The sequence below is a fragment of the Delftia acidovorans SPH-1 genome (assembly GCF_000018665.1).
Lineage (GTDB): Bacteria > Pseudomonadota > Gammaproteobacteria > Burkholderiales > Burkholderiaceae_C > Comamonas > Comamonas acidovorans.
In genome coordinates this window covers 1,546,866-1,568,931 of record NC_010002.1, presented here as the reverse complement: position 1 = coordinate 1,568,931, position 22,066 = coordinate 1,546,866, and the positions used below count along the sequence as shown (strand labels likewise).

The following is a 22,066-nucleotide window of genomic DNA, read 5'->3' as shown; positions in this document are numbered from 1 at the left end:
TCAGCAGTGGCCTTGCTCATTTCGGCAGCACCAGCCTCACGCAACGCGCTCGTAGAACCGCTGTGGATGTCGCTGTGTGACCGCCAGATCAATGCCATCAAGCAACCAGTGCAGTTGCTCCACCGTCAGCGTCGGCACCACCGCCTCGTCCGGCCAGATGAAGCGGTCTTGCTCCAGGCGCTTCATCAACAACCAGAAGCCGTTGCGCTCCCAGACCAGGATCTTCACCCGGTTGCGCTGGCGGTTGCTGAACACGTACACCGCCGCCGCGAACGGGTTCATGCCCAGGGCTTGCTCCACCAGGATGGCCAGACCGTTGATGCCCGTTCGGAAGTCGATGGCCGGGCGGTGCAGGTACACCGTCAGCGTGTCGTCGAGTCGGAACATGGCAGGCGCCCCAGAAGTTCAATGACGGGCAACCACTCGCCTGGGCCTGTTTCGCTGAGGTCGATCTCCACCCCATTAGGCAGTCGGGCGTGCAGGCGTGCCTTGATCTGCGCAGCGGTGACGGAGGACACCTCGGGGGCCGCCAGCCGCAGCGGGACAAAAGCACTGGTGCTGGCCATGGCCACGGTCGGCATGCTGGCCCGACTTGCCTTCATGTCTGCACCCATGCTCTGGGTGATCCAGCGGCGCAGCAAGTTGGCGTTGATGCCGCATTGCAGCGCCATGCGCGCCACCGACACACCCGGCTTCAGGCACGCCCGCACCACCTCTGCCTTGGCCTGCGGGTCGTACACGGCCCGTCCATCGTTCTTGCGACCCGTGACCAGGCGCCGTACCACTTCTGCGTCGATCTCTGACATACGTGTCCACCTTGTTCTACATGGACACGTAGCTTCCCCTCTCAAGCGCTCTGTGGGAAGACGTAGTTGGATGACCGCTTACGTTCGAAGCTGCGTTTGGCATCCTCGTAGTTGGGGCTGTCGTAGACGTGCACGGCCAGCAAATAGCGGCTGGCGTGGTCCATGATGGTCAATGGATAGCACCAGTGACCATCGGCTGTCTTGAACTGGCCTTTGTAGTCTGCACTCCACACCCCATTGGGCTGCTTGCTCGTTCGCAAGGGCTGGGCCGTAGGCACCGAGCGTCTGCGTACACGCCTGCTGCAAACAAGCCCCTCAGCCTTCAGCACGTTGTAGATGGTGGTTTTGCTGGGTGTCTCCTGTGGGCCCCAACGCTGCAGGAGCAAAGCGTGCAGCTTCTTGGGCCCCATCTGTGACCTTTGCTGCGTGCGCAGCTCAATGATGGCCCGGCGCTGTGCATAGCTGATCGCCTGATTGTTCCCGTGGGGCCTGCGACTGCGTTCTTGCAATCCATCCATGCCCAGTTGGCGGTAACGCTCAACCCACTTGTAGGCCGTCTTGCGGCTGATGCCGTAGCGCCTGCACAGCTCGCTCAGCGGCGCACCACCGCGCAGGTGGTCGGCTATGAAGAGCAGTTTCTCGTCCATGGGTGCGCACTCCTTCCAGGGCATGGTGATCGCTCCTTGGCTGCTGTTGGCTCCAGCTGCCAAGCTTGGATCTGTTACCCATGTCCTTGTACTGATGTGTCACCTATGAGTGTGAGTCGTACCGGGCGCGCTTCTTTGCCTACTTTCTTATCGCGCGATAAGAAAGTAGGTCGGCCGCCGGGCCGAACCCCGGCCTCGAAAAACAACCACACGGCAGGGGCAAAAACAGAAAAACAGACCGACGAACAAAAGGATCAACGGACCAGCAAAACCTAGTCCACCGTCACCTTCGCCTCCCGAATCACCCTCCCCCACTTCTCCGTCTCGGCAGCAATGAACCGATCGCACTCCTCAGGCGTGGACCCCTCCGCAAACGTCCCCATCACCTGCTCCAGCCGCTGCGACACCTCGGCACTGCGGATGATGCGCGACACCTCGGCGGACATGCGCTGCACGATCTCGCGCGGCACGCCGGCCGGCGCGATCATGGCCGCCCAGGTGCTGCCCAGCAGGCCGTCGTAGCCCTGCTCCACGAAGGTGGGCACGTCGGGCAGCGCGGCCAGGCGCTTGTCGCTGGCCACGCCGATGAGGCGGATGCGGCCGGCCTTGGCGGGCTGGATGAGGTTGGGCGGCGGGTCCAGGAACAGCGGGATCTGGCCGCCCATGAGGTCGGCCAGCGCAGGCGCGGCGCCCTTGTAGGGCACGTGGACCATGTCCGTCCTGGTGAGCAGCTTCATCAGCTCGGTGGTCAGGTGGGCGCTGGAGCCGCTGCCCGAGGAGCCGAAGCCCACCTTGCCGGGATTGGCCTTGGCATAGGCGATCAGCTCGGGCGTGGTCTTGAAGGGCGCGTTCATGGCCACGGCAGCGACCAGGGGCGAGACGCCCATGAGCGAGACGCCGACCAGGTCCTTCTTCGGGTTGTAGGGCAGCTTGGGATAGAGCGTGGTGTTGGCCGCATAGGCCGCGATGACCACGCCGAAGGTGTGCCCGTCCGGCGCGGCCTTGGCGATCTGGTCTACGCCGATGATGCTGTTGGCGCCGGGCTTGTTCTCCACGATGACGGGCTGGCCCAGGGCCTTTTGCAGGCCGACCTGCAGCAGGCGCGCCATCTGGTCGGTGAAGCCGCCTGCCGTGTACGGAACGATGATGCGGATGGGCTTGGAGGGCCAGGGGCTCTGGGCCCAGGCCGAGGGGGCCAGCACGGTGGTGGCTGCTGCAGCGGCGGCAGCGGTCGATTGCAAAAAGCCGCGGCGGGAAGTCGAAGGCATGGTGTCTCTGGGTTCTTCTCAGTTGAAAAATGGCCCCCACGCTACCCTTGCTGCGCAAGGTCCGCTGCCCCCCAAGGGGGCCGCTTTTCATCTTGGGGCGGCCCGGCGATGAAAAAACGCCACGCAACAGCGCAGCGTCGGATGGAAAACAAGGCTCAATACCCCCGCGCCACATCCACAAGGTTGAGCAGCGGCTCGCCTGCGCGCAGGCGGCGCAGGTTCTCCAGGCACTGGCGGGCCACGGTGTCGGCCGAGGCCTGGGCCGCGATGTGCGGCGTGACAAAGGCCTTGGGATGGCCCCAGACCTTGTTGCCGGGCTGGGGCGGTTCGTCGCGCAGCACGTCCAGCGCGGCGCCGGCCAGGTGGTCTTCGTCGAGCAGGGCCAGCAGGTCGTCTTCCACCACCTGTTCGCCGCGCCCCACGTTGATGAAGTAGGCGCCACGCGGCAGCAGGGACAGGGTTCGGCGGTCCAGCAGGTCGCGCGTCTCGGGCGTGAGCGGCAAGGCGCAGACCAGGATGTCGCTGGTGGACAGCAGCTGCTTCAGACCTTCGGCACCGCTGTGCGTGGCCAGGCCTGCAATGCTCTTGGCGCTGCGGCTCCAGCCTACGACGGGGTAGCCGATGGCCTGCATGGCGCCGGCCACGAAGCGGCCGACCTCGCCCAGGCCCAGGATGCCCACGCGGCAGTCTGCGCTGGCGCGCACGGGGCGGCGCAGCCAGTCGCCGGCCTGCTGCTGGCGCGCGAACAGGTCCAGTTCGCGCGTGTGGCGCAGCGCGGTGCCGACCACGTACTGTGCGATCTCCACATGCTGCTGCGGATCGACCGTGCGCGCCACGGGCAGGCCGGCCGGCAGATCAGGCACGGCCAGCAGCTTGTCCACGCCCGCGCTGGGTGCGCACAGCAGCTTCAGGCCCGGATAGGCCGGCAGCACGCCCGGCTTGAGGCTCCAGGCGAGCATGGCCTCGACCGCGTCGGCCGGCGCCTCCTCGCGGTGGCCCCAGACCTGCACGCCGGGCGCCAGCGCGCGCAGCGAGTCGACGATGGGCGCGCCCATGCTCGGGTGGATATTGACCAGAATTCCCATGGTTTCCTTCAGTCCTTGTAAGAAGGGTCTATGCGGTCCAGGCGGCGCAGCAGGCCGGGCCAGGCCAGGCCTGCGCCCTTGCCCTTGGTGACCTGGCGCGACTGGTTGACCGCATCGGCAATGATGTCCTGCGGGATGCGCGTGAGCTCGCCGCCGCCCGACTGCGCCAGGATCTGGATGCGGCAGGCCGACTCCAGCGTGTACATGGCCAGCACGGCCTCGGCCACGTTGCGGCCGCAGGTCAGCAGGCCGTGGTTGCGCAGGATGAGGAAGTTGCTGGCGCCCAGGTCATCGACCAGGCGCGGCTTCTCGTCGTCGCGCAGGGCCACGCCTTCGTAGTCGTGGTAGGCCAGGCGCGCCAGCGGGAAGATGGACTGCTGCGAGATGGGCAGCAGCCCTTCCTTCTGCGCCGAGACGGCCACGCCGTAGCGCGTGTGCGTGTGCAGCACGCACTGCACCTCGGGACGGCCGTCGTGGATGGCGCTGTGGATGACGAAGCCGGCCGGGTTGACGTCGTACTCGGTCTCCATCAGCGGCCGGCCCTCGTGATCGACCTTGACCAGGCTGGAGGCCGTGATCTCGTCGAACAGCATGCCGTAGGGGTTGATCAGGAACTGGTCGGGCTGGCCCGGCACGCGCGCCGAGATGTGGGTGAAGATCAGGTCGTCCCAGCCGAAGTGGGCGACCAGCCGGTAGGCGGCGGCCAGCTCGATGCGGGTCTGCCATTCCTCGGCCGTCACCTGGCGGCGGACCTCGGACATCGTGGTGTCGTTGCTCATGGGGTGTACCTCTTGGTGGACATCGTTTGGAGAAAGCATCCGCCGGTTCAGCGCCCCGTCGCGTACTGGTCGCGCAGCTCGCGCTTGAGCACCTTGCCGATGGCGCTGCGCGGCAGCTCGGCAATGAAGCGCAGGTCCGCCAGGCGCTGGGTCTTGCCGGCCCGCTGGTTGTACCAGCCCATGATGTCCTCGGGCAGGGCCGGCTGCCCCGCGCGCGACACCACGTAGGCCACGGGCGTCTCGCCCCATTGCTCGGAGGGCACGCCGACCACGGCCACGTCGTCCACGGCCGGGTGGGCGCGCAGCTGGGTCTCCAGGTCGCTGGGGTAGATGTTGAAGCCGCCGCTGATGATCATGTCCTTGCGGCGGTCGAACAGGGTGAGGAATCCATCGGCATCGAAGCGGCCCACGTCGCCCGTGCGGATGAAGCGCTTGCCCGTGGGGTCGAACCATTCGGCCTCGCGCGTCTTGGCAGGCTGGCCGTGATAGCCGGTCATCATGCTGGCCGAATGGCCCACGACCTCGCCATCCGCGCCCGGGGCGACCTCGCGGCCGTCCTCGTCGATGAGGCGGATGTCATGGCCCTCGGCGGGCTTGCCCACGGTGTGCAGCTTGTCCGGGTGCAGATGGGCTTCGAGGATGCAGGTGCCGCCGCCTTCGGTCATGCCGTAGAACTCGGTCAGGCTGCCGGGCCAGCGCGCCACCACGTCGGCCTTGAGCTCGGCCCGGAACGGCGCGCTGGTGCAGAACTTGGCGCGGAAGCTGGACAGGTCATGCTCGCCGAACTGCGGCAGCGCCATGATGCGCTGGTACTGCACGGGCACCAGCATGGTGTGGGTGACGCGGTGCTGCTGGGCCAGCTGCAGGTAGCGGGCCGCGTCGAATTTGGGCATCACCACCACGCAGCCGCCGCTGCCCAGCGTGGGGAAGAACACCACCAGCGTGGTGTTGGAATACAGCGGCGTGGCCAGCAGCGTCGTGCCCTCGGGGCCATAGCCGTAGACGCTGCCCCGGTTGATGTGGGCCCAGCGCATGCCGTGCGACTGCACGATGCCCTTGGGGGTGCCCGTGGTGCCCGAGGAATAGATGATGTTGAACGGCGCGGCCGGCTCCACGCTCACGGGCGCGGGCTGCGCGCCTTCGGGCGCCAGCCAGTCGTCAAAGGCCCGGCCGGGCGCGGCGCCGTCCAGCGAGATGCATTGCAGGGCGCCGTCGGCAGGCACCAGGTCCTGGGCCGCCTTGTCGAGGAACAGGTGGCGCTCCTGGGCATCGCGCAGCATGGAGGCCAGGCTGTCGGCCGTGGAGGACGGCGCCAGCGGCGCAACCACCACGCCCGCGCGCAAGGCGCCCAGGAACAGGGCGGCATAGCGCACCGAGTTCAACGCGCAGATGGCAATCGCCTGGCCAGGCTGCACGCCGTCGCGCTGCAGCGCGGCGGCCACGCGGTCCATGAGGGCGTCAAGCTGCGCGTAGCTCAGCGTCTGCTGGTCGTCGCGCAGCGCGGCATGGGCGGGCTGCTGGCGCGCGTGGCTGCGGATCAGCTCGGCCAGCGTGGTGAAGGGCGCATCGGGCGAAGGCAGGGAGACAGTCATGAGGGACTCCGTTTCACGAATTCACGAATCTCAAGCGGACTGCGCCCGCCAGCCCCCTGGCCCTGCGGGCGCATTGGAGGACAGGCCTACTTGGCGGCCAGGCCCAGGCGGTCGATCAGGACCTTGTCCTTGGCATAGGCCTCGCGCACCCACTGTGCATAGTCGGCGCCGGAGCGGTACCAGGCGTCCTGGTTCAGCTGCTTGAGCACCTCGATGTGGCGCGGGTCATCCATGGCTTTCTTGAAGGCGTCGTGCAGCTTGCGCACCACGGCCGGGTCCATGCCCTTGGGGCCGGCCAGTCCGTAGGGCGAGGTGGAGACCACGCCATAGCCCAGCTCCTTGGCCGTGGGCACATCGGGCCAGCGCTGGGTGCGCTTTTCGCCGAAGGTCATGAGCAGGCGCATCTGGCCGCCATCCACATAGGTGTCCCAGCCCGAGGCATCGCTTTGCGCGGCCACGTGGCCGCCCAGCAGGGCCTGCTGCAGGTCGGCGTTGCCCTTGAAGGGCACGTGGTTGAGCGTGACCTTGGCGTTCTCGGCCAGTTCCTCCATCAGCAGGTGGGGCGAGGAGCCTATGCCGGTGGAGCCGTACTCTATCTTGCCGGGGCTCTTGCGCGCGGCGGCAATGTATTCGTTGAAGCTCTTGTAGGGCGAGTCCGAGCGCACCGTGAAGCCGAAGGTGTAGCCCGAGACGCCGATGATGTAGGTGAAGTCCGTGACCGGGTTCCAGGCCGTCTTTTGCATGTGCGCCATGCGCAGCATGGACATGGGGAACTGGGTGATGGTGTAGCCATCGGGCTTGGCCGTGCGGGACATGTTGCCCGGGCCCAGCGTGCCGCCCGCGCCGGGCTTGTTCTCCACGATGATGGTCTGGCCCAGCTGCTTGCCCGCGATGTCGGCCAGGGTGCGCATGTGGCGGTCGGTGGAGCCGCCTGCGGGGAAGGGCACGATCAGCGTGATCGGGCGCGTGGGAAAGTCGCTGGCCTGGGCCCATGCCGGTGCGCTGGCGCCCGTGGTGGCCACAAAGACAACAGCCGCAAGCGCAAGGCTGCGGCGGCCAATGGAAATCTGCATATCTGTCTCCTGCATCTCTGAACCAGGTGGGGCCGGGGCACATGCCTTGTGTGCCGCTCTGGCCAGGGCCCGGATGCTTCACCCGGGCCCGTTGGCACCGCCTCCCGGTGCGGTGCCTTGCGTTCCTACAGCGACTGCACCAGCTCGGGCACGGCCTGGAACAGGTCGGCCTCCAGGCCGTAGTCGGCCACCGAGAAGATCGGTGCCTCGGGGTCCTTGTTGATCGCCACGATCACCTTGGAGTCCTTCATGCCGGCCAAGTGCTGGATGGCGCCGGAAATACCGGCCGCAATGTACAGCTGGGGCGCCACGATCTTGCCAGTCTGGCCGACCTGCAGGTCGTTGGGCGCATAGCCTGCGTCCACCGCAGCGCGGCTGGCACCGATGGCGGCGCCCAGCTTGTCGGCCAGCGGGGTCATGACTTCGTTGAACTTCTCGCTGCTGCCCAGCGCACGGCCACCGGAGACGATGATCTTGGCGGCCGTCAGTTCCGGGCGGTCGTTCTTGGTGACCTCGCGGCCCACGAAGCTGCTCTTGCCGTTGTCGCCAGCGGCTGCCAGCTGCTCCACCTGGGCGCTGCCGCCCGTGGCGGCCGCTGCGTCAAAGCCCGTGCCGCGCACGGTGATGACCTTGATCTTGTCGCTGCTTTGCACCGTGGCAATGGCGTTGCCAGCGTAGATGGGGCGCTCGAAGGTATCGGCGCTGTCCACCTTGGTGATGTCGCTGATCTGGGCCACGTCCAGCTTGGCAGCCACGCGCGGCGCGGCGTTCTTGCCGCTGGCGGTGGCGGGGAACAGGATGTGGCTGTAGTTCGAAGCAATCGCCAGCACTTGCGCCGCAATGTTCTCGGCCAGGCCGTCCTTCAGGCTGGCGCCGTCGGCGTGGATGACCTTGGCAACGCCAGCGATCTGGGCAGCGGCCTGCGCAGCGGCGCCGGCATTCTCGCCCGCCACCAGCACATGCACGTCGCCGCCGCAGGCCAGGGCCGCAGTGACGGTGTTGAGCGTGGCGCTCTTGATGGAAGCGTTGTCGTGTTCTGCAATAACGAGGGATGTCATGTCGCTGTCTTCCTTAGATCACTTTGGCTTCGTTCTTGAGCTTGGACACCAGCGTGGCAACGTCCGGCACCTTGACACCGGCGCCGCGCTTGGCGGGCTCGGCCACCTTGAGCGTCTTCAGGCGCGGGGCGACATCGACGCCCAGCTCTTCAGGCTTGACGGTGTCCAGCTGCTTTTTCTTGGCCTTCATGATGTTGGGCAGCGTGACGTAGCGCGGCTCGTTCAGGCGCAGATCGGTGGTGATGACGGCCGGCAGGCTCAGGGCCAGGGTTTCCAGGCCGCCGTCCACTTCACGGGTCACGTTGACCTTGTCGCCAGCGACTTCGACCTTGGAGGCGAAGGTGGCCTGCGGCAGGTCGGCCAGGGCCGCCAGCATCTGGCCGGTCTGGTTGGCGTCGTCGTCGATGGCCTGCTTGCCCAGGATGATCAGGCCGGGCTGCTCCTTGTCCACCAGGGCCTTGAGCAGCTTGGCGACGGCCAGGGGCTGCAGCTCCTCGGTGGTCTCCACCAGGATGCCGCGGTCGGCACCGATGGCCATGGCCGTGCGCAGGGTTTCCTGGCACTGGGCCACGCCGCAGGAGACGGCGATGACTTCGGTGGCCACGCCCTTTTCCTTGAGGCGAACGGCTTCTTCGACGGCGATTTCGTCAAAGGGGTTCATGCTCATCTTGACGTTGGCGATGTCCACGCCCGTGCCGTCCGACTTCACGCGGACCTTCACGTTGTAGTCCACGACACGTTTGACGGGTACAAGGATTTTCATGAGAAAGCTCTTTCCTGGTTTTTGAAGTACGACCTACGCAAGAAGGAACAAGGCAAGCGGCTTGCCATGGGGCGCAGCACGTTGTCGCATCCTGTTTGCGTAAGCCCTGTGAAGATGGGCGGTCAGCGGGCCAGGCCGGCCAACCGCTCGTTGATCAGTGCATGGGCCTGGTCCATGATGCCGGAGATCAGCTGCTGGACCGTGGGCACGTCGTTGATCAGGCCGGCCACCATGCCGCAGGACCAGACGCCTGCGTCCATGTCGCCGTCATGCATGATGCGCGGATAGACGCCGGCCACCTCGGGCGCGATGTCGGCAAAGGTGATGGCCGCGCCCAGCTCGCGCTCCTTTTGCAGCAGGCGCTCGGTGGCCGGGTTGGTCAGCACGCGCTCGGTGTTGCGCAGCGGGCGCATGACCAGGCGCGTGTCCAGCTCGCTGGCCGCGACGATGGCCTGCTTGACGTTGTCGTGCACGGGCGCTTCCTGCGTGGCAATGAAGCGCGTGCCCATGTTGATGCCCTCGGCGCCCAGCGCCAGCGCAGCCACCAGCGAGCGGCCGTCGGCCATGCCGCCCGAGGCGACGAAGGGAATCTTCAGTTCTTCGGCCGCGCGCGGCAGCAGGATGAAATTGGGGATGTCGTCCTCGCCTGGATGGCCGCCGCATTCGAAGCCGTCCACGCTGATGGCGTCGCAGCCGATGGCCTCGGCCTTGAGCGCATGGCGCACCGAGGTGCACTTGTGGATGACCTTGATGCCGGCTTCCTTGAGCGCGGGCAGCCATTTCTGCGGGTTGTTGCCCGCCGTCTCCACGACCTTGACGCCGCCTTCGATGATGGCCTTGACGTAGCCCGGGTAGTCGGGCGGGTTGACCGAGGGCAGGAAGGTCAGGTTGACGCCGAAGGGCTTGTCCGTCATCTCGCGGCAGCGCGCGATCTCGCGCGCCAGCAGCTCGGGCGTGCGCTGGGTCAGGCCCGTGATCAGCCCCAGGCCGCCCGCGTTGGAGACGGCGGCGGCCAGCTCGGCCAGGCCCACATGGTGCATGCCACCCTGGATGATGGGATGCTCGATGCCAAAGAGTTCGGTGATGCGTGTCTTCATGTCGATGTCACTCCACTGCAATGCCCTTGTCGCGGATCAGTTGGCCCCAGCGCGTGTAGTCCTGCTGGATGCGCTGGCCCAGCTGGGCGGGATTCTGGTATGCGGCGATGGCGCCTGCGTTGAGCAGCTTTTCCTGGATGTCCTTGTCGGCCAGGATCTGCTGCACTTCGCTGGCGATGCGGTCGACCACGGCCTTAGGCGTGCCCTTGGGCGCCAGCAGGCCGCCCCAGGAGACGGCGTCGTAGCCCTTGATGCCCTGCTCGGCAATGGTCTTGGTGTCGGGCAGCATGGCCACGCGCTGGGGCGATCCCACGGCGATGGCGCGCAGCTTGCCGGCCTGGATGTGGGGCAGCGCGGCCACGAGGTCGGCATACATGATGGGCACCTGGCCGCCGATGGTGTCGGTGATGGCGGGCACGCCGCCCTTGTAGGGCACGTGCTGCATGTCGAAGGCGGCCATCTGCTTGAGCAGCTCCATGCTCAGGTGGCCGAAGCTGCCGGCGCCCGAGCTGGTGTAGTTGAGCGCGACCTTCTGCGCCTTGGCGTGGGCGATCAGGCTCTTGAGGTCGGTGACGTCGGGCAGCAGCGTGGGGTTGACCACGATGACGATGGGCAGGTCATAGACCGTGGCCACGGGCGTGAAGTCCTTGACGGTGTCGTAGCCGGCCTTCTTGTACAGGTGCGGCGCCAGCAGCGTGGGCGTGGCCAGCATCATCAGCGTGTAGCCGTCGGCCGGGCTCTTGGCGACCTGCACGGCCGCGATGGAGCCGGAGGCGCCAGGGCGGTTTTCCACCACCACGGTCTGCTTGAGACGCTCGCCCAGCTTCTGGCCCACGATGCGCGATGCCGTGTCGGTGGGGCCGCCCGCCGGGAAGGGCACGACCAGCCGCAGCATCTTGCTGGGCCAGCCGGTCTCGGCCAGGGCGCCGCCGGCCATGCCGGCCAGCAGCGGGGCTGCGGCCAGGGCCAGAACGCTGCGCCGCGTGGGGCGTGCCGGGGATGCGGGATTGCGCGTGTACATGAAGTCTCCTCTCAAAGCTGTCTCAGCAGTCGTCGGTGGCGGCCCGCTGCTGCGGGCCGGAAAAATCAATCAAGCTTTGCGCCAGCCTCATCGACCAGCGCCTTCCAGATGGGCATGTCGCGCTGGTAGTTCTCGCGGAAGGCCTGCGGGCTGTTCATCAGCGGCATGAAGCCTGCTCCCACGGTGCGCTCCAGCACCTTGGGGTCCTTGGCGATTTCGCGCAGGTGGCCGTAGAGCTGGTCCACGATCTCCTTGGGCACGCCGGCCGGTGCGCCCATGGCCACCCAGCCGTAGATGGCGTATGCGTCGTCGGTGACGCCCTGCTCATGGATGGTGGGCAGCTTGGGCAGGATTTCCATGCGCTCCTTGCCCGTGACGCCGATGGCCTTGAGCTTGCCCGAGTCGATGAAGGGCTTGGTGTTGAGCGCGCTGGAAAAGCACATCTGCAGCTGGCCGCCGATCAGCTCCTGGATCATGGGCGCCTCGCCCTTGTAGGCGGCGTGGGTCATGTCGGCGTCCATGGTCTTGCTCATGTAGGCACCGGCCAGGTGGGCATACGAGCCCACGCCCCAGGAGCCGTACGAGAGCTTGCCCTTGTTGGCCTTCACATAGGCCAGCAGCTCCTTCATGTTGTTGGCCGGCACCGAGGGATGGACCACCAGGGTGACGGGCGCCGCCGCGATCTGGGTGATCAGGGCGATGTCCTTTTGCGGGTTGTAGGGCAGCTTGGTGTAGAGGAACTGGTTGATCAGCATGGAGGTGCTGAGCGAGACCAGCAGGGTGTGGCCATCGGCGGGCGCCTTGACCACGGCGTCCGTGCCCAGGATGCCGGCCGCACCCGCGCGGTTGTCGATGACCACGGGCTGGCCCACGCGCCTGGCCAGGGCCTCGCCGATGGTGCGCGCAATGATGTCGGTGGCGCCGCCCGCGTTGAAGGGCACGACCACGCGGATGGGCTTGGTGGGCCACGCTGCCGGCTTGCCGGCCTGTGCGAGGGCGCTGGTGGCACCCGTGGCCAGCAGGCTGGTGCCGCCGATGGCGGCCAGCCCTTGAAGAATGTCGCGGCGTGTGACTTGGTTGCTCATGGTTTTGTCTCCTGGGTATTGCTGTCTATGGGTGCCGTCTTGGTGCGGCATGCAAACCTGGCGGGTCGGGAGCCGGGCATCAATGGCCCCCGTGGAATCAGTCGCGTGATCGGTCCTCTTATCCCTGTTGCGCGGGGGTCTCGGGCAGGGTCAGCACGCCCTTGGACTGCAGCTGCTGCAGCTGCTCGTCGCTCATGCTCAGCAGCCGGTGCAGCACCTCGCGCGTGCCCTCGCCCAGCGTGGGCGGTGCATGGCGGATGGGCAGGCGCTGGCCGTCCAGGCGGTAGGGCGGCGCGAACACGGGCGTGGTGCCGACCACGGGGTGGGGCATGTCACGCAGCAGGCCGCCACGGCGCGTGCGCTCGCTGGTCAGGGCCTCGTGCAGGCCGGCCACGCGGCCGCAGGGGATGCCGGCGGCCGTCAGGCGCTCCAGCAGCAGATCGCGCGGGAAGGAGCGGATCAGTTCCTTGAGCATGGGGCCCAGCTCCAGGCGGTTCTTGGCGCGGTTGACGTTGGTGGAGAAACGCGCGTCCTCGACGATGTCGGGGCGCATCACCACCTGGCGGCAGAACTTGTCGAACTGGGCGTTGTTGCCCACGGCGATGATCAGCGGGCCGTCGGCCGCCTCGTACATGCCGTAGGGAACGATGGAGGGGTGGGCATTGCCGTAGCGCTCGGGGTCGTGGCCCAGCTGCATGGCGTCCAGGCCGTAGTAGCCGGTGATCATGATGCCGCTGTCGTACAGCGCCATCTCGATGAGGCGGCCCTTGCCCGTGCGCTCGCGGCGGAACAGCGCGGCCAGGATGGCCTGGGCCGCGTACATGCCGGTCATGAGATCGACCACGGCCACGCCGAACTTGAGCGGCGGCGTGCCGGCCTCGCCGTTGAGCGCCATGAGGCCCGCCTCGCCCTGGATGACCAGGTCGTAGCCGGGGCGCTTGGCCTCGGGGCCGCTGCTGTCGTAGCCGGCCACGGCGCAGTAGATGATGCCGGGCTTGATGGCCTTGAGCTGTTCGTAGCCCAGGCCCAGCTTCTCGGCGCCGCCGGTCTTGAAGTTGTGGATGACCACGTCGAACTGGGGCAGCAGGTCGTGGACGATCTTCACGCCCTCGGGGGTCTGCAGGTCCAGCGTGATGGACCGCTTGTTGCGGTTCATGCTGTTGTAGTAGGTGGTCTCGGTCTTGCCGATGCGCAGGCCCCAGTCGCGCGTGTCGTCGCCGCGGCCCGGGTGCTCGACCTTGACCACTTCGGCGCCGAAGTCGGCCAGCACCATGCCGCACAGCGGCCCCGCGAACACGCGCGAGAGGTCGAGCACGCGCACACCCTCCAGCGGGAAGTCGATGTCCTGGTTCTGATCGTTGTGGCTGTCGGCCATGTGCGTTGTCTCCTTGGGAAGTCTTTTAGGTCTTGAACGGTGTCAGCTGCGCAATTTCGTGAAGTCGGCGCTGCGCTTTTCGAGGAAGGCGCCAATGCCTTCGCGCGATTCCTCGCTCTCCTGCGAGCGCACCATGTACTGCGCCTCCAGCTCCAGCTGCTCTTCCAGCGTGTTGCGCGGCGCCTGGCGGCACAGGTCCTTGATCAGGGCCATGGCCTGGTCGGGGCCGGTGGCCACCTGGGCGGCCAGCGCCACGGCGTCGGCCTGGGCCTGGCCCGGTTCGGACAGGCGGTTGACGGGGCCCAGGGCATGCAGGCGCTCGCCGCTGATGCGCTCGCCGGTCAGGCACAGCTCGGTCAGCACCTGGCGCGAGACGAACTCGGCCAGGAAGGCGGTGGCGCCGCCATCGGGCGTGAGGCCGACCTTGACGTAGGCGACCGAGAACACGGCGTTCTTCGCCGCCACCAGCATGTCGCAGGCCAGGGCCAGCGACAGGCCCGCGCCGGCCGCCGCGCCTTCGACGGCGGCGATCACGGGCTTGGGAAAGTCGCGCACGCTGCGGATCAGGTCATGCAGGCCTTCGAGCTTGGCGCGTCGCTCCTGCACCGGCAGCTCGCGGCGCTTGGCCAGCTGGCGCAGGTCGCCGCCCGCGCAGAAGTGGCCGCCCTCGCCCGTGAGCACCACGGCGCCCACGGTGGGGTCGGTCGCCGCGCTCTTGAGCGCCGCCGAGACGGCCGCGTAGAACTCGGGCGACAGCGCGTTGCGCGCGGCCACGTTGTTGTTGGACAGCACCAGCACGGCGCCTTCGCGGCGGGTCAGCAGGACTTGGTTCGCTTCGGTCATGGCGGCTTTCCTTGGCTCAGTGTTGCGAGCCGAGTGCGATGTAACGCGACAGATGGTGGTCCTCGTCGCCGAACTGGTGGTCGATCATGACCAGGCGCTTGGCATAGTGGGCCAGGGGCAGTTCCCAGGTCATGCCGATGCCGCCATGCATCTGGATGCTTTCCTCGGCCACCAGGGTGCCGATGCGGCCGATGCTGTACTTGGCGGCCGACAGGGCCTTCTCGCGCGCCACGCGGTCTTCGTCCGCAATGGCGGCGGCCGCGTTGATCACGGCCGAGCGCGCCTGCTCCACTTCCAGCAGCAGGTCGGCCATGCGGTGCTGCAGGGCCTGGAAGCTGCCGATGGGCACGCCGAACTGCTTGCGCGTGCGCAGGTACTCCAGCGTCTGGTCCTTGGCCACGTCCATGGCGCCCACGGCCTCGGCGGTCAGCGCCAGCACGGCGTAGCCGCTGATGCGTTCCAGCAGGGACAGGCCCTGGCCTTCTTCGCCCAGCAGGGCGTCTGCGCCGACCTGCACCTTGTCCAGCACCAGCTCGGCGGCGCGGCCGCCCTCGATGCGGTTGTAGCCGCGCTTTTGGATGCCTGCGGCATTGCCGGGGACCAGGAACAGGCTGATGCCGGCCTCGTCGTACTGGCTGCCCGAGGTGCGGGCCGAGACCAGCAGCAGGTCGGCCTTCTCGCCGAAGGCGACCACGCCCTTGGCGCCGTTCAGCACCCAGCCGTCGCCGCTGCGCACGGCCGTGGTGGCGACGTTGTTGAGCTCGTAGTGGCTGCCAGGCTCGTCATGGGCCAGGGCCGCGATGGACGTGCCGCCGATGATGGCTGCCAGCTGTTCCTTTTGCGCATCGCTGCCAGCCGCGATCAGGGCCTGGCCCACGACCAGGGCGCCCAGCAGCGGCTCGGCCACCAGGCCGCGGCCCAGGCATTCGAAGACCACGCTGATGTCGAAGCCCTGGCCGCCGAAGCCGCCAGCGTCCTCGGGGAACAGCGCGCCGATGGCGCCGATGTCCGCGAACTGCCCGTACAGCAGCGGGCTGTGGCCTTCCTCGCCATAGGCGACGTGGTTGCGCGCCTCGATGGCGTACTGCTCGGAGACGAAGCGGTTGAGGCTGTCCGCCAGCATGCGGCGGTCTTCGGTGTGTTCGAAGTTCATGTTCCGTTTTCCTTGCCGGATCAGAGGCCGAGGATCATCTTGGAGATGATGTTCTTCTGGATTTCGTTGGAGCCGCCGAAGATCGACAGCTTGCGGTAGTTGAAGTACGCGGCGGCGGCCGTGGCGGCTGCAGTGTCGCCGATGGCAGGCTGGTCGTAGCCGGCCTGCAGGGCCTCTTCGATGAAGGGCGCGGCGTAGGGGCCCATGGCGCGGCGTACCAGGGACAGGATTTCCTGGCGGATCTCGGTGCCGCGGATCTTGAGCATGGAGCTTTCGGCGCCCGGCACGCCGCCGCCGGCCACGGCGGCGATCACGCGCAGGTTGGTGGTCTTCATGTTCTCCAGGTCGATCTCGACCTTGGCCAGGCGGGCCGCGAACAGCGGGTCCTGCGTCAGCGGCTTGCCGTTGCGCAGCATGCGGCCGGCGACGGCCTTGAGCTTTTCCAGGCCGGCCACCGAGAAGCCCACGCCCGCGATGTTGGTGCGCTCGTAGGTCAGCAGGTACTTGGCGTAGGTCCAGCCCTTGTTCTCTTCGCCGACCAGGTTCTCCACGGGCACCTTGACGTCGGTGAAGAAGACTTCGTTGACCTCGTGCTCGCCGTCCAGCGTGATGATGGGGCGCACTTCCACGCCGGGCGAGTTCATGTCCACCAGCAGGAAGCTGATGCCCTGCTGCGCCTTGGCCTCGCGGTTGGTGCGCACCAGGCAGAAGATCATGTTGGCGTGCTGGCCCAGCGTGGTCCAGGTCTTCTGGCCGTTGACGATGTAGTGATCGCCATCGCGCACGGCAGACGTCTTGACCGAGGCCAGGTCCGAACCCGAACCCGGCTCCGAATAGCCCTGGCACCACCAGTCGGCGCCATTGAGGATGCGCGGCAGCCAGTGGGCCTTCTGCGCCTCGTTGCCGTACTTGATCAGGACGGGGCCCAGCATGCTCAGCCCGAAGGGCACGATGCGCGGCGTGCCCGCCAGTGCGCATTCATGCTCGAAGATGAATTTCTGCACCGCGCTCCAGCCCGGGCCGCCGTGCTGCTCGGGCCAGTGGTTGGCCAGCCAGCCGCGCTCGTTGAGGATGGCGTGCCAGCGCTCCATGTCCTGCTTGCTCAGTTGCAGGCCGTTCTTGACCTTGTGCGACAGGTCCTCGGGCAGCTTGTCCTTGAGGAAGCCGCGAACCTCGTCGCGGAAGGCCAGTTCTTCAGTCGTAAATTGCAAATCCATTGCTATTCCCCAGTAATCCGTGGCGTTGTAAGCCGTTTGCAGCCCTGAAATTGGCGTGCCCCAAGCGAGGGACGCCGAGCAAGGGCCGCCCCGCAGCAAGGGCGTCGTTCCCCTCCCGCGAAGCGAGAGAGGGGGAAGCGGCGCCAGCCGCTCAGGGGGTGCTTATTCAGTAAATTTCGAACAGGCCTGCGGCGCCCATGCCACCTGCGATGCACATGGTGACCACGCCCCACTTGACTGACGCGTCCCGGGCCTTGCGGCGCCGGCCTTCCAGCAGGATGTGGCCGGCCAGGCGCGCACCCGTCATGCCGAAGGGGTGGCCGATGGAGATGGCGCCGCCGTTGACGTTCAGGCGCTCGTTGGGAATGCCCAGCTTGCGCTGGCAGTACAGGGCCTGGGAGGCGAAGGCCTCGTTGAGTTCCCACAGGTCGATGTCCTCGACCTTGAGGCCGTGGCGCGCCAGCAGCTTGGGGACCGCGAAGACGGGGCCGATGCCCATTTCGTCAGGCTCGCAGCCGGCCACGGCAAAGCCGCGGAAGGCGCCCAGCGGGGACAGGCCCAGGCGCTCGGCCTGCCTGGCCTCCATCAGCACGCAGGCCGACGATCCATCGGACAGCTGCGAGGCATTGCCGGCCGTGATGAACTGGTCCGGGCCCTTGACGGGTTCCAGCTTGGCCAGGCCTTCCAACGTGGTGGAGGCGCGGTTGCAGTTGTCCTTGGTGGCGACCACGTCGCGGTAGGTGATCTCGCCCGTGTCCTTGTTCTTCTCGGCCATGCGCGTGGCGCAGGCAATGATTTCGTCCTTGAACAGGTCGGCGGCCTGGGCGGCGGCCGTGCGCTGCTGGCTTTGCAGCGAGAAGGCGTCCTGGTCCTCGCGGCTGATGCCGTAGCGGCGCGCCACGATGTCGGCCGTGTCGATCATGGCCATGTACAGCGCGGGCTTGTGCTCGACCAGCCAGGGGTCCATGTCGGTGGGCAGGTTGTTGCCGGGGCGGATGCCCGAGATGGTCTCGATGCCGCCGGCCAGCATGGCGTCCACGCCCTCGGCCACGATGCGGCCCGCCGCGATGGCGATGGACTGCAGGCCCGAGGCGCAAAAGCGCGTGATGGTCGTGCCCGCGATGGACAGGGGCAGCTCGGCGCGCAGCACGGTCTGGCGGCCCAGGTTGCGGCCCTGGAAGCCGTCGGGGTTGCCGCAGCCCAGGATCAGGTCCTCGATCATGGCCGGGTCGATGCCCGAGCGCTCGACCGCGGCCTTGACCGAGAAGGCCGCCAGCTGGGCGGCGGGCGTGACGTTGAACTCGCCGCGGTGCGACTTGGTCAGGGGCGTGCGGGCAGTGGAAACGATGACGGCTTCGCGCATGGTCGGTCCTTGCTTGTCTCTGGAAAATTGTTGTGGTTGTGCACGGCCCTGCCCGCTCTGCGTTGGACGGAGCGGGTCAAGGGCATGCCGGAGAAACGCGGGGACGGCTTACGCCGCCTTGTTCAAGCTTTCGAAATCGCGGCCTTCGGCGACCAGCTTTTCGAGCAGTGGAGCGGGCTTCCAGAACAGCGCGTCTTCCTTGGCGAATTCGCGGATGTCGGCCAGCACCTTGTCCAGACCTTGCATGTCGGCCCACTTCATGGGGCCGCCACGAAAGCGCGGGAAGCCGTAGCCGGACAGGAAGGTCACGTCCACATCCAGCGGGCGCAGGGCAATGCCCTCCTCCACCACCTTGGCGCCTTCGTTGACCATGGCGGCCATGTAGCGGCGCATGATTTCCTCAGGGGTGAACTTGCGCGGCGTCACGCCCTTCTTGGCGCGTTCGGCATCGACGATGGCCAGCACTTCGGGGTCGGGCTGGCCGACGCGCGCGCCGTGCGGGTAGAGGTAGAAGCCACGGCCCGTCTTCTGGCCGAACCAGCCGCGCTCGCAGACGCGGTCGGCCACTTCGACGTAGCGGGCCTTGGGATCGCGCGTGGCAGCGCGCCGCTTGCGCGTGGCCCAGCCGATGTCGCCGCCGGCCAGGTCGGTGACCTGGAACGGGCCCATCGGGTAGCCGAAGCCGCGCACGGCCTCGTCGATCTCGTAGGGGCTGGCGCCGTCTTCCATGATGTAGTCGGCAGCCTGCTTGTAGACGGCCAGGATGCGGTTGCCGATGAAGCCGTCGCAGACGCCGGCGCGCACGGGCACCTTCTTCATGCGCTTGGCCAGCTCGAAGGCCGTGGTCACCACGTCGGGCGCCACCTTGGCGGGCACCACGATCTCCAGCAGCTTCATGATGTTGGCGGGGCTGAAGAAGTGCAGGCCGATCACGTCCTGCGGGCGCGAGGTGGCGGCGGCAATGGCGTCGATGTCCAGGTAGGAGGTGTTGGTGGCCAGCACGGCGCCGGGCTTGCAGACGCGGTCCAGTTCCTTGAACACGGCCTTCTTGACTTCGAGGTCCTCGAACACGGCCTCGATCACCAGGTCCACATCCTTGATGTCGTCATAGGAGGTGCTGGGCGTGTAGCGCGCCATGACGGCGGCCTTGGCCTCCTCGGTCATGCGGCCCTTGGCGATCAGGCCGTTGTAGACCTTCTCCACATTGGCCTGGCCGCGCGCGATGGAGTCGGCGTCGCGCTCGATCATGGTCACCGTGAGGCCCGCGTCCAGCGCGGACACCGTGATGCCGGCGCCCATGGTGCCGCCGCCGATGACGGCGATCTTGGCAAAGTGGCGCGGCGCGGCAGCCTTGGCTTCGGGAATCTTGGCGGTTTCGCGCTCGGCGAAGAAGGCATGGATCAGGCCGGCGCGCTGCGGGCTGTTCAGGCATTCCACGAACAGGGCACGCTCCTTGGCGATGCCTTCGTCGAAGGGCAGCTCCACGGCGGCGCGCACGCATTCCACGATCTTCAGCGGCGAGAACAGGCCGCGGCTCTTCTTGGCGGTGTCGGCGGCCAGCGCGTCGAGTTCGGCCAGGGCGGCGGCCTTGTCGGCAATCTCGATGTCACGCGTGCGGCGCGGCGCGGTATTGGTTGCCAGCAGTTCGTTGGTGTATGCCAGGCCTGCAGCGGTGGCGTCGGTGCCGTCCACCAACTTGTCCACCAGGCCGGCGGCCAGCGCGGCCTTGGCCGACAGGTGCTTGCCGCTGAGCATGAGGTCGGCGGCCGCCTTCACGCCCATCAGGCGCGGTGCGCGCTGCGTGCCGCCAGCGCCGGGCAGCAGGCCCAGGTTGACTTCGGGCAGGCCGAGCTTGGCAGCCGGCAAAGCCAGGCGGTAGTGGGCCGACATGGCGACTTCCAGGCCGCCGCCCAGGGCCGGGCCATGGATGGCGGCGACCACGATCTTGTCGGAGGCTTCGAGGCGATTGAGCACCTCGGGCAGCGAGGGCGGCATGGCGGGCTTGCCGAATTCGCGGATGTCTGCTCCGGCGATGAAGGCCTTGCCCTCACCCACGATGAGCACAGCCTTGACGGCGGCATCCGATTCGGCCTGCTCCACGGCAGCCAGCAGGCCGGCGCGCACGGCCTGGCCCAGGGCATTCACGGGGGGGTTGTTGATGCTGACCACCAGCACGGCACCATCAAGGCGGGTCTGGACCACGGAAGCCTGGGCTTGTTCGCTCATCTGTATGTCTCCGAACTTGGGTTTTCCACTCAAAACATCCATTCTTGCCACGACAATGGTTCTTTACAATCCCATGAATCATTGACAGACTGTAAAAAAATCTTTGACATTTAGGCGCTTGCGCGCCTTCCCCCTCTATTCGCTGCGCGAGGAGGGGGACGACACCATCGCTGCAGGGCGGCACGGCAGGCGTAGGCCCTTGCTCGGTGCCCCTGGTTTTGGAGCCCCGCCCATTTCATAGGCTGTGGGCGAAGCAAAGTATCTGGACATATCCATGGATCTGAACTCGCTGACCCTGCTGGTGGAAATCATCGATAGCGGCAATCTGAGCCAGGCGGCACGCAAGCTGAAGATGACGCGGGCCAATGTGAGTTATCACCTGACGCAGCTGGAAAAATCGGTGGGGGTGCAGCTGGTGCGGCGCACCACGCGGCGCGTGGAGCCGACCGAGGTGGGGATGCGGATGTACGAGCATGGCCGCGCGATCCAGAACGAGATGATGTCGGCGCGCGAGACGATCACGTCGCTGGGCCAGGGGATGGCGGGGCGCGTGGGGCTGAGCGTGCCCAGCGGCTATGGGCAGATCGTGATGAGCGACTGGCTGATCGAGTTCAAGCGGCTGTATCCGGGCATCGTGCTGGATGTGCTGTTCGAGAACCGGGCCGACCATTTGCGCGACGAGGTGGACATCGCCATCCGCGTGATCCAGGAGCCGCCGCTGTCGGTGATTGCGCGCAGCCTGGGCAATGTGCACTACGTGGCCTGCGCCTCACGCGAGTATGCGCAGCAGCACGGCCTGCCCACCACGCTGTACGAGCTGCGCAACAGCCCGCTGATCACGGCCGGCGTGATGGGCCGCCAGCTGCGCCTGTCGGCCTACCAGGGCACGGACCGCCAGGAGGTGCTGTTGGCGCCGACCATGATCTCCGAGCACTTCCCCTTCCTGCGCCAGGGCATTCTGGCGGGCCTGGGCGTGGGCCTGGTGCCCGACTACGTGGTGCAGGACAAGGTGGCCAGCGGCGAGGTGGTGCTGACCCTGCAGGAGTACCGCCTGAGCATCTTCGGCACCCACATGTACCTGCTGTACCTGCCCGACCGTCATCAGACGCGGGCCGTGCGCACCTGCATCGACTTCCTGCTGGCCAAGGCCGGCCAGGGTGGCAGCGGCAGCGGCGACGCTGCCGCCACCTGACTCAGCGGCGATACCAGCCGCCCGGACGCTGGTACCAGCCACGCGGGCCATGGTCCCAGCCGTGCGGACGCCAGGCATAGCCGGGATGCGGCGGCGCGGCCCAGTAGCCGGGGCGCCAGGCATAGCGGCCGCCACCCCAGCCCCAGGAGCCGCCGATCCAGACATGGACGGGCGAGGGAGCGACCGGAATGACCTCGGTCTGCAGGGGCGGCGGCGCCATGGGCGCGTAGACCACCTCGCCCGAAGGACCTACGGGATAGGCAGGCGCCACCACGCAGCCGGTCAATGCCACGGTGGCGGCAGCCAGGACCAGGGCCGGAACCAGGCGACGGCCCGGCGTTTGAATCGATACAGACTTCACGATGCACTCCTGGCCGCGCTTAGTGCGGCCATGCAGATACAACGAAAAAGCCCCTGCCGGTT

The 22,066-nt window shown here is 67.2% G+C and carries 20 protein-coding genes and 1 pseudogene; 1 reads left to right on the top strand and 20 read right to left on the bottom strand.

Annotation, left to right across the window (positions count from 1 at the left end; all coding sequences use genetic code 11):
- Nucleotides 1–36 precede the first annotated feature (36 nt).
- The 19 genes and pseudogenes from tnpB to DACI_RS07040 all read right to left on the bottom strand — a co-directional run bounded on the left by tnpB (nt 37) and on the right by DACI_RS07040 (nt 20,451).
- The gene (gene tnpB / locus DACI_RS07130) at nt 37–387 is read right to left on the bottom strand and encodes an IS66 family insertion sequence element accessory protein TnpB (protein ID WP_012203341.1); all 351 of its coding nucleotides are present in this window, start codon (nt 385–387) and stop codon (nt 37–39) included.
- Nucleotides 363–806, bottom strand: a complete 444-nt coding sequence (gene tnpA / locus DACI_RS07125; RefSeq protein ID WP_012203340.1) for an IS66-like element accessory protein TnpA — start codon at nt 804–806, stop codon at nt 363–365. Before tnpA ends, tnpB begins: the two co-directional genes overlap by 25 nt.
- 80 nt (nt 807–886) lie before the next feature.
- Nucleotides 887–1,477, bottom strand: a pseudogene (locus DACI_RS07120) (helix-turn-helix domain-containing protein); the annotation flags it as partial.
- 248 nt (nt 1,478–1,725) lie between these two features.
- The gene (locus tag DACI_RS07115; RefSeq protein WP_012203338.1) at nt 1,726–2,721 is read right to left on the bottom strand and encodes a tripartite tricarboxylate transporter substrate binding protein; all 996 of its coding nucleotides are present in this window, start codon (nt 2,719–2,721) and stop codon (nt 1,726–1,728) included.
- A 155-nt stretch (nt 2,722–2,876) separates the two neighbouring features.
- Nucleotides 2,877–3,806, bottom strand: coding sequence for a 2-hydroxyacid dehydrogenase (locus DACI_RS07110; protein WP_012203337.1), 930 nt, complete (start codon nt 3,804–3,806; stop codon nt 2,877–2,879).
- Between the two features lie 8 nt (nt 3,807–3,814).
- The gene (locus DACI_RS07105; RefSeq protein WP_012203336.1) at nt 3,815–4,585 is read right to left on the bottom strand and encodes a class II aldolase/adducin family protein; all 771 of its coding nucleotides are present in this window, start codon (nt 4,583–4,585) and stop codon (nt 3,815–3,817) included.
- Nucleotides 4,586–4,632: 47 nt separating this feature from the next.
- Nucleotides 4,633–6,177, bottom strand: a complete 1,545-nt coding sequence (locus tag DACI_RS07100; RefSeq protein ID WP_012203335.1) for a class I adenylate-forming enzyme family protein — start codon at nt 6,175–6,177, stop codon at nt 4,633–4,635.
- 86 nt (nt 6,178–6,263) lie between these two features.
- Complete coding sequence (locus DACI_RS07095; RefSeq protein WP_012203334.1) at nt 6,264–7,250, bottom strand: tripartite tricarboxylate transporter substrate binding protein; 987 nt, start codon at nt 7,248–7,250, stop codon at nt 6,264–6,266.
- 125 nt (nt 7,251–7,375) lie between these two features.
- Nucleotides 7,376–8,308 (bottom strand): electron transfer flavoprotein subunit alpha/FixB family protein, encoded by a 933-nt coding sequence (locus DACI_RS07090; protein WP_012203333.1) that lies wholly within the window; start codon nt 8,306–8,308, stop codon nt 7,376–7,378.
- 13 nt (nt 8,309–8,321) lie between these two features.
- Entirely contained in the window at nt 8,322–9,071 is a 750-nt protein-coding gene (locus DACI_RS07085) for an electron transfer flavoprotein subunit beta/FixA family protein (protein ID WP_012203332.1), read from the bottom strand.
- Between the two features lie 122 nt (nt 9,072–9,193).
- The gene (locus DACI_RS07080; RefSeq protein WP_012203331.1) at nt 9,194–10,168 is read right to left on the bottom strand and encodes an NAD(P)H-dependent flavin oxidoreductase; all 975 of its coding nucleotides are present in this window, start codon (nt 10,166–10,168) and stop codon (nt 9,194–9,196) included.
- A gap of 7 nt (nt 10,169–10,175) precedes the next feature.
- On the bottom strand, nt 10,176–11,189 hold the full coding sequence (locus DACI_RS07075; protein ID WP_012203330.1) for a Bug family tripartite tricarboxylate transporter substrate binding protein: 1,014 nt from the start codon (nt 11,187–11,189) through the stop codon (nt 10,176–10,178).
- Nucleotides 11,190–11,254: 65 nt separating this feature from the next.
- A complete protein-coding gene (locus DACI_RS07070) occupies nt 11,255–12,274 on the bottom strand; it encodes a Bug family tripartite tricarboxylate transporter substrate binding protein (protein ID WP_012203329.1) in 1,020 nt (339 codons plus the stop codon).
- A gap of 118 nt (nt 12,275–12,392) precedes the next feature.
- Nucleotides 12,393–13,649, bottom strand: coding sequence for a CaiB/BaiF CoA transferase family protein (locus tag DACI_RS07065; protein ID WP_012203328.1), 1,257 nt, complete (start codon nt 13,647–13,649; stop codon nt 12,393–12,395).
- A 42-nt stretch (nt 13,650–13,691) separates the two neighbouring features.
- A complete protein-coding gene (locus DACI_RS07060; protein WP_012203327.1) occupies nt 13,692–14,492 on the bottom strand; it encodes an oxepin-CoA hydrolase, alternative type in 801 nt (266 codons plus the stop codon).
- A gap of 16 nt (nt 14,493–14,508) precedes the next feature.
- Nucleotides 14,509–15,645, bottom strand: a complete 1,137-nt coding sequence (locus tag DACI_RS07055) for an acyl-CoA dehydrogenase family protein (RefSeq protein WP_012203326.1) — start codon at nt 15,643–15,645, stop codon at nt 14,509–14,511.
- Nucleotides 15,646–15,665: 20 nt separating this feature from the next.
- Entirely contained in the window at nt 15,666–16,862 is a 1,197-nt protein-coding gene (locus tag DACI_RS07050) for an acyl-CoA dehydrogenase family protein (protein WP_012203325.1), read from the bottom strand.
- A gap of 166 nt (nt 16,863–17,028) precedes the next feature.
- Nucleotides 17,029–18,225, bottom strand: a complete 1,197-nt coding sequence (locus DACI_RS07045; protein WP_012203324.1) for an acetyl-CoA C-acyltransferase — start codon at nt 18,223–18,225, stop codon at nt 17,029–17,031.
- Between the two features lie 108 nt (nt 18,226–18,333).
- Nucleotides 18,334–20,451 (bottom strand): 3-hydroxyacyl-CoA dehydrogenase NAD-binding domain-containing protein, encoded by a 2,118-nt coding sequence (locus tag DACI_RS07040; protein WP_012203323.1) that lies wholly within the window; start codon nt 20,449–20,451, stop codon nt 18,334–18,336.
- 274 nt (nt 20,452–20,725) lie between these two features.
- On the opposite strand from DACI_RS07040, the gene DACI_RS07035 reads away from it, so the two are divergent.
- Complete coding sequence (locus DACI_RS07035) at nt 20,726–21,643, top strand: LysR family transcriptional regulator (protein WP_012203322.1); 918 nt, start codon at nt 20,726–20,728, stop codon at nt 21,641–21,643.
- A gap of 1 nt (nt 21,644) precedes the next feature.
- On the opposite strand, the gene DACI_RS07030 is transcribed toward DACI_RS07035, so the two are convergent.
- Entirely contained in the window at nt 21,645–22,004 is a 360-nt protein-coding gene (locus DACI_RS07030) for a YXWGXW repeat-containing protein (RefSeq protein ID WP_012203321.1), read from the bottom strand.
- Between the last annotated feature and the right edge of the window lie 62 nt (nt 22,005–22,066).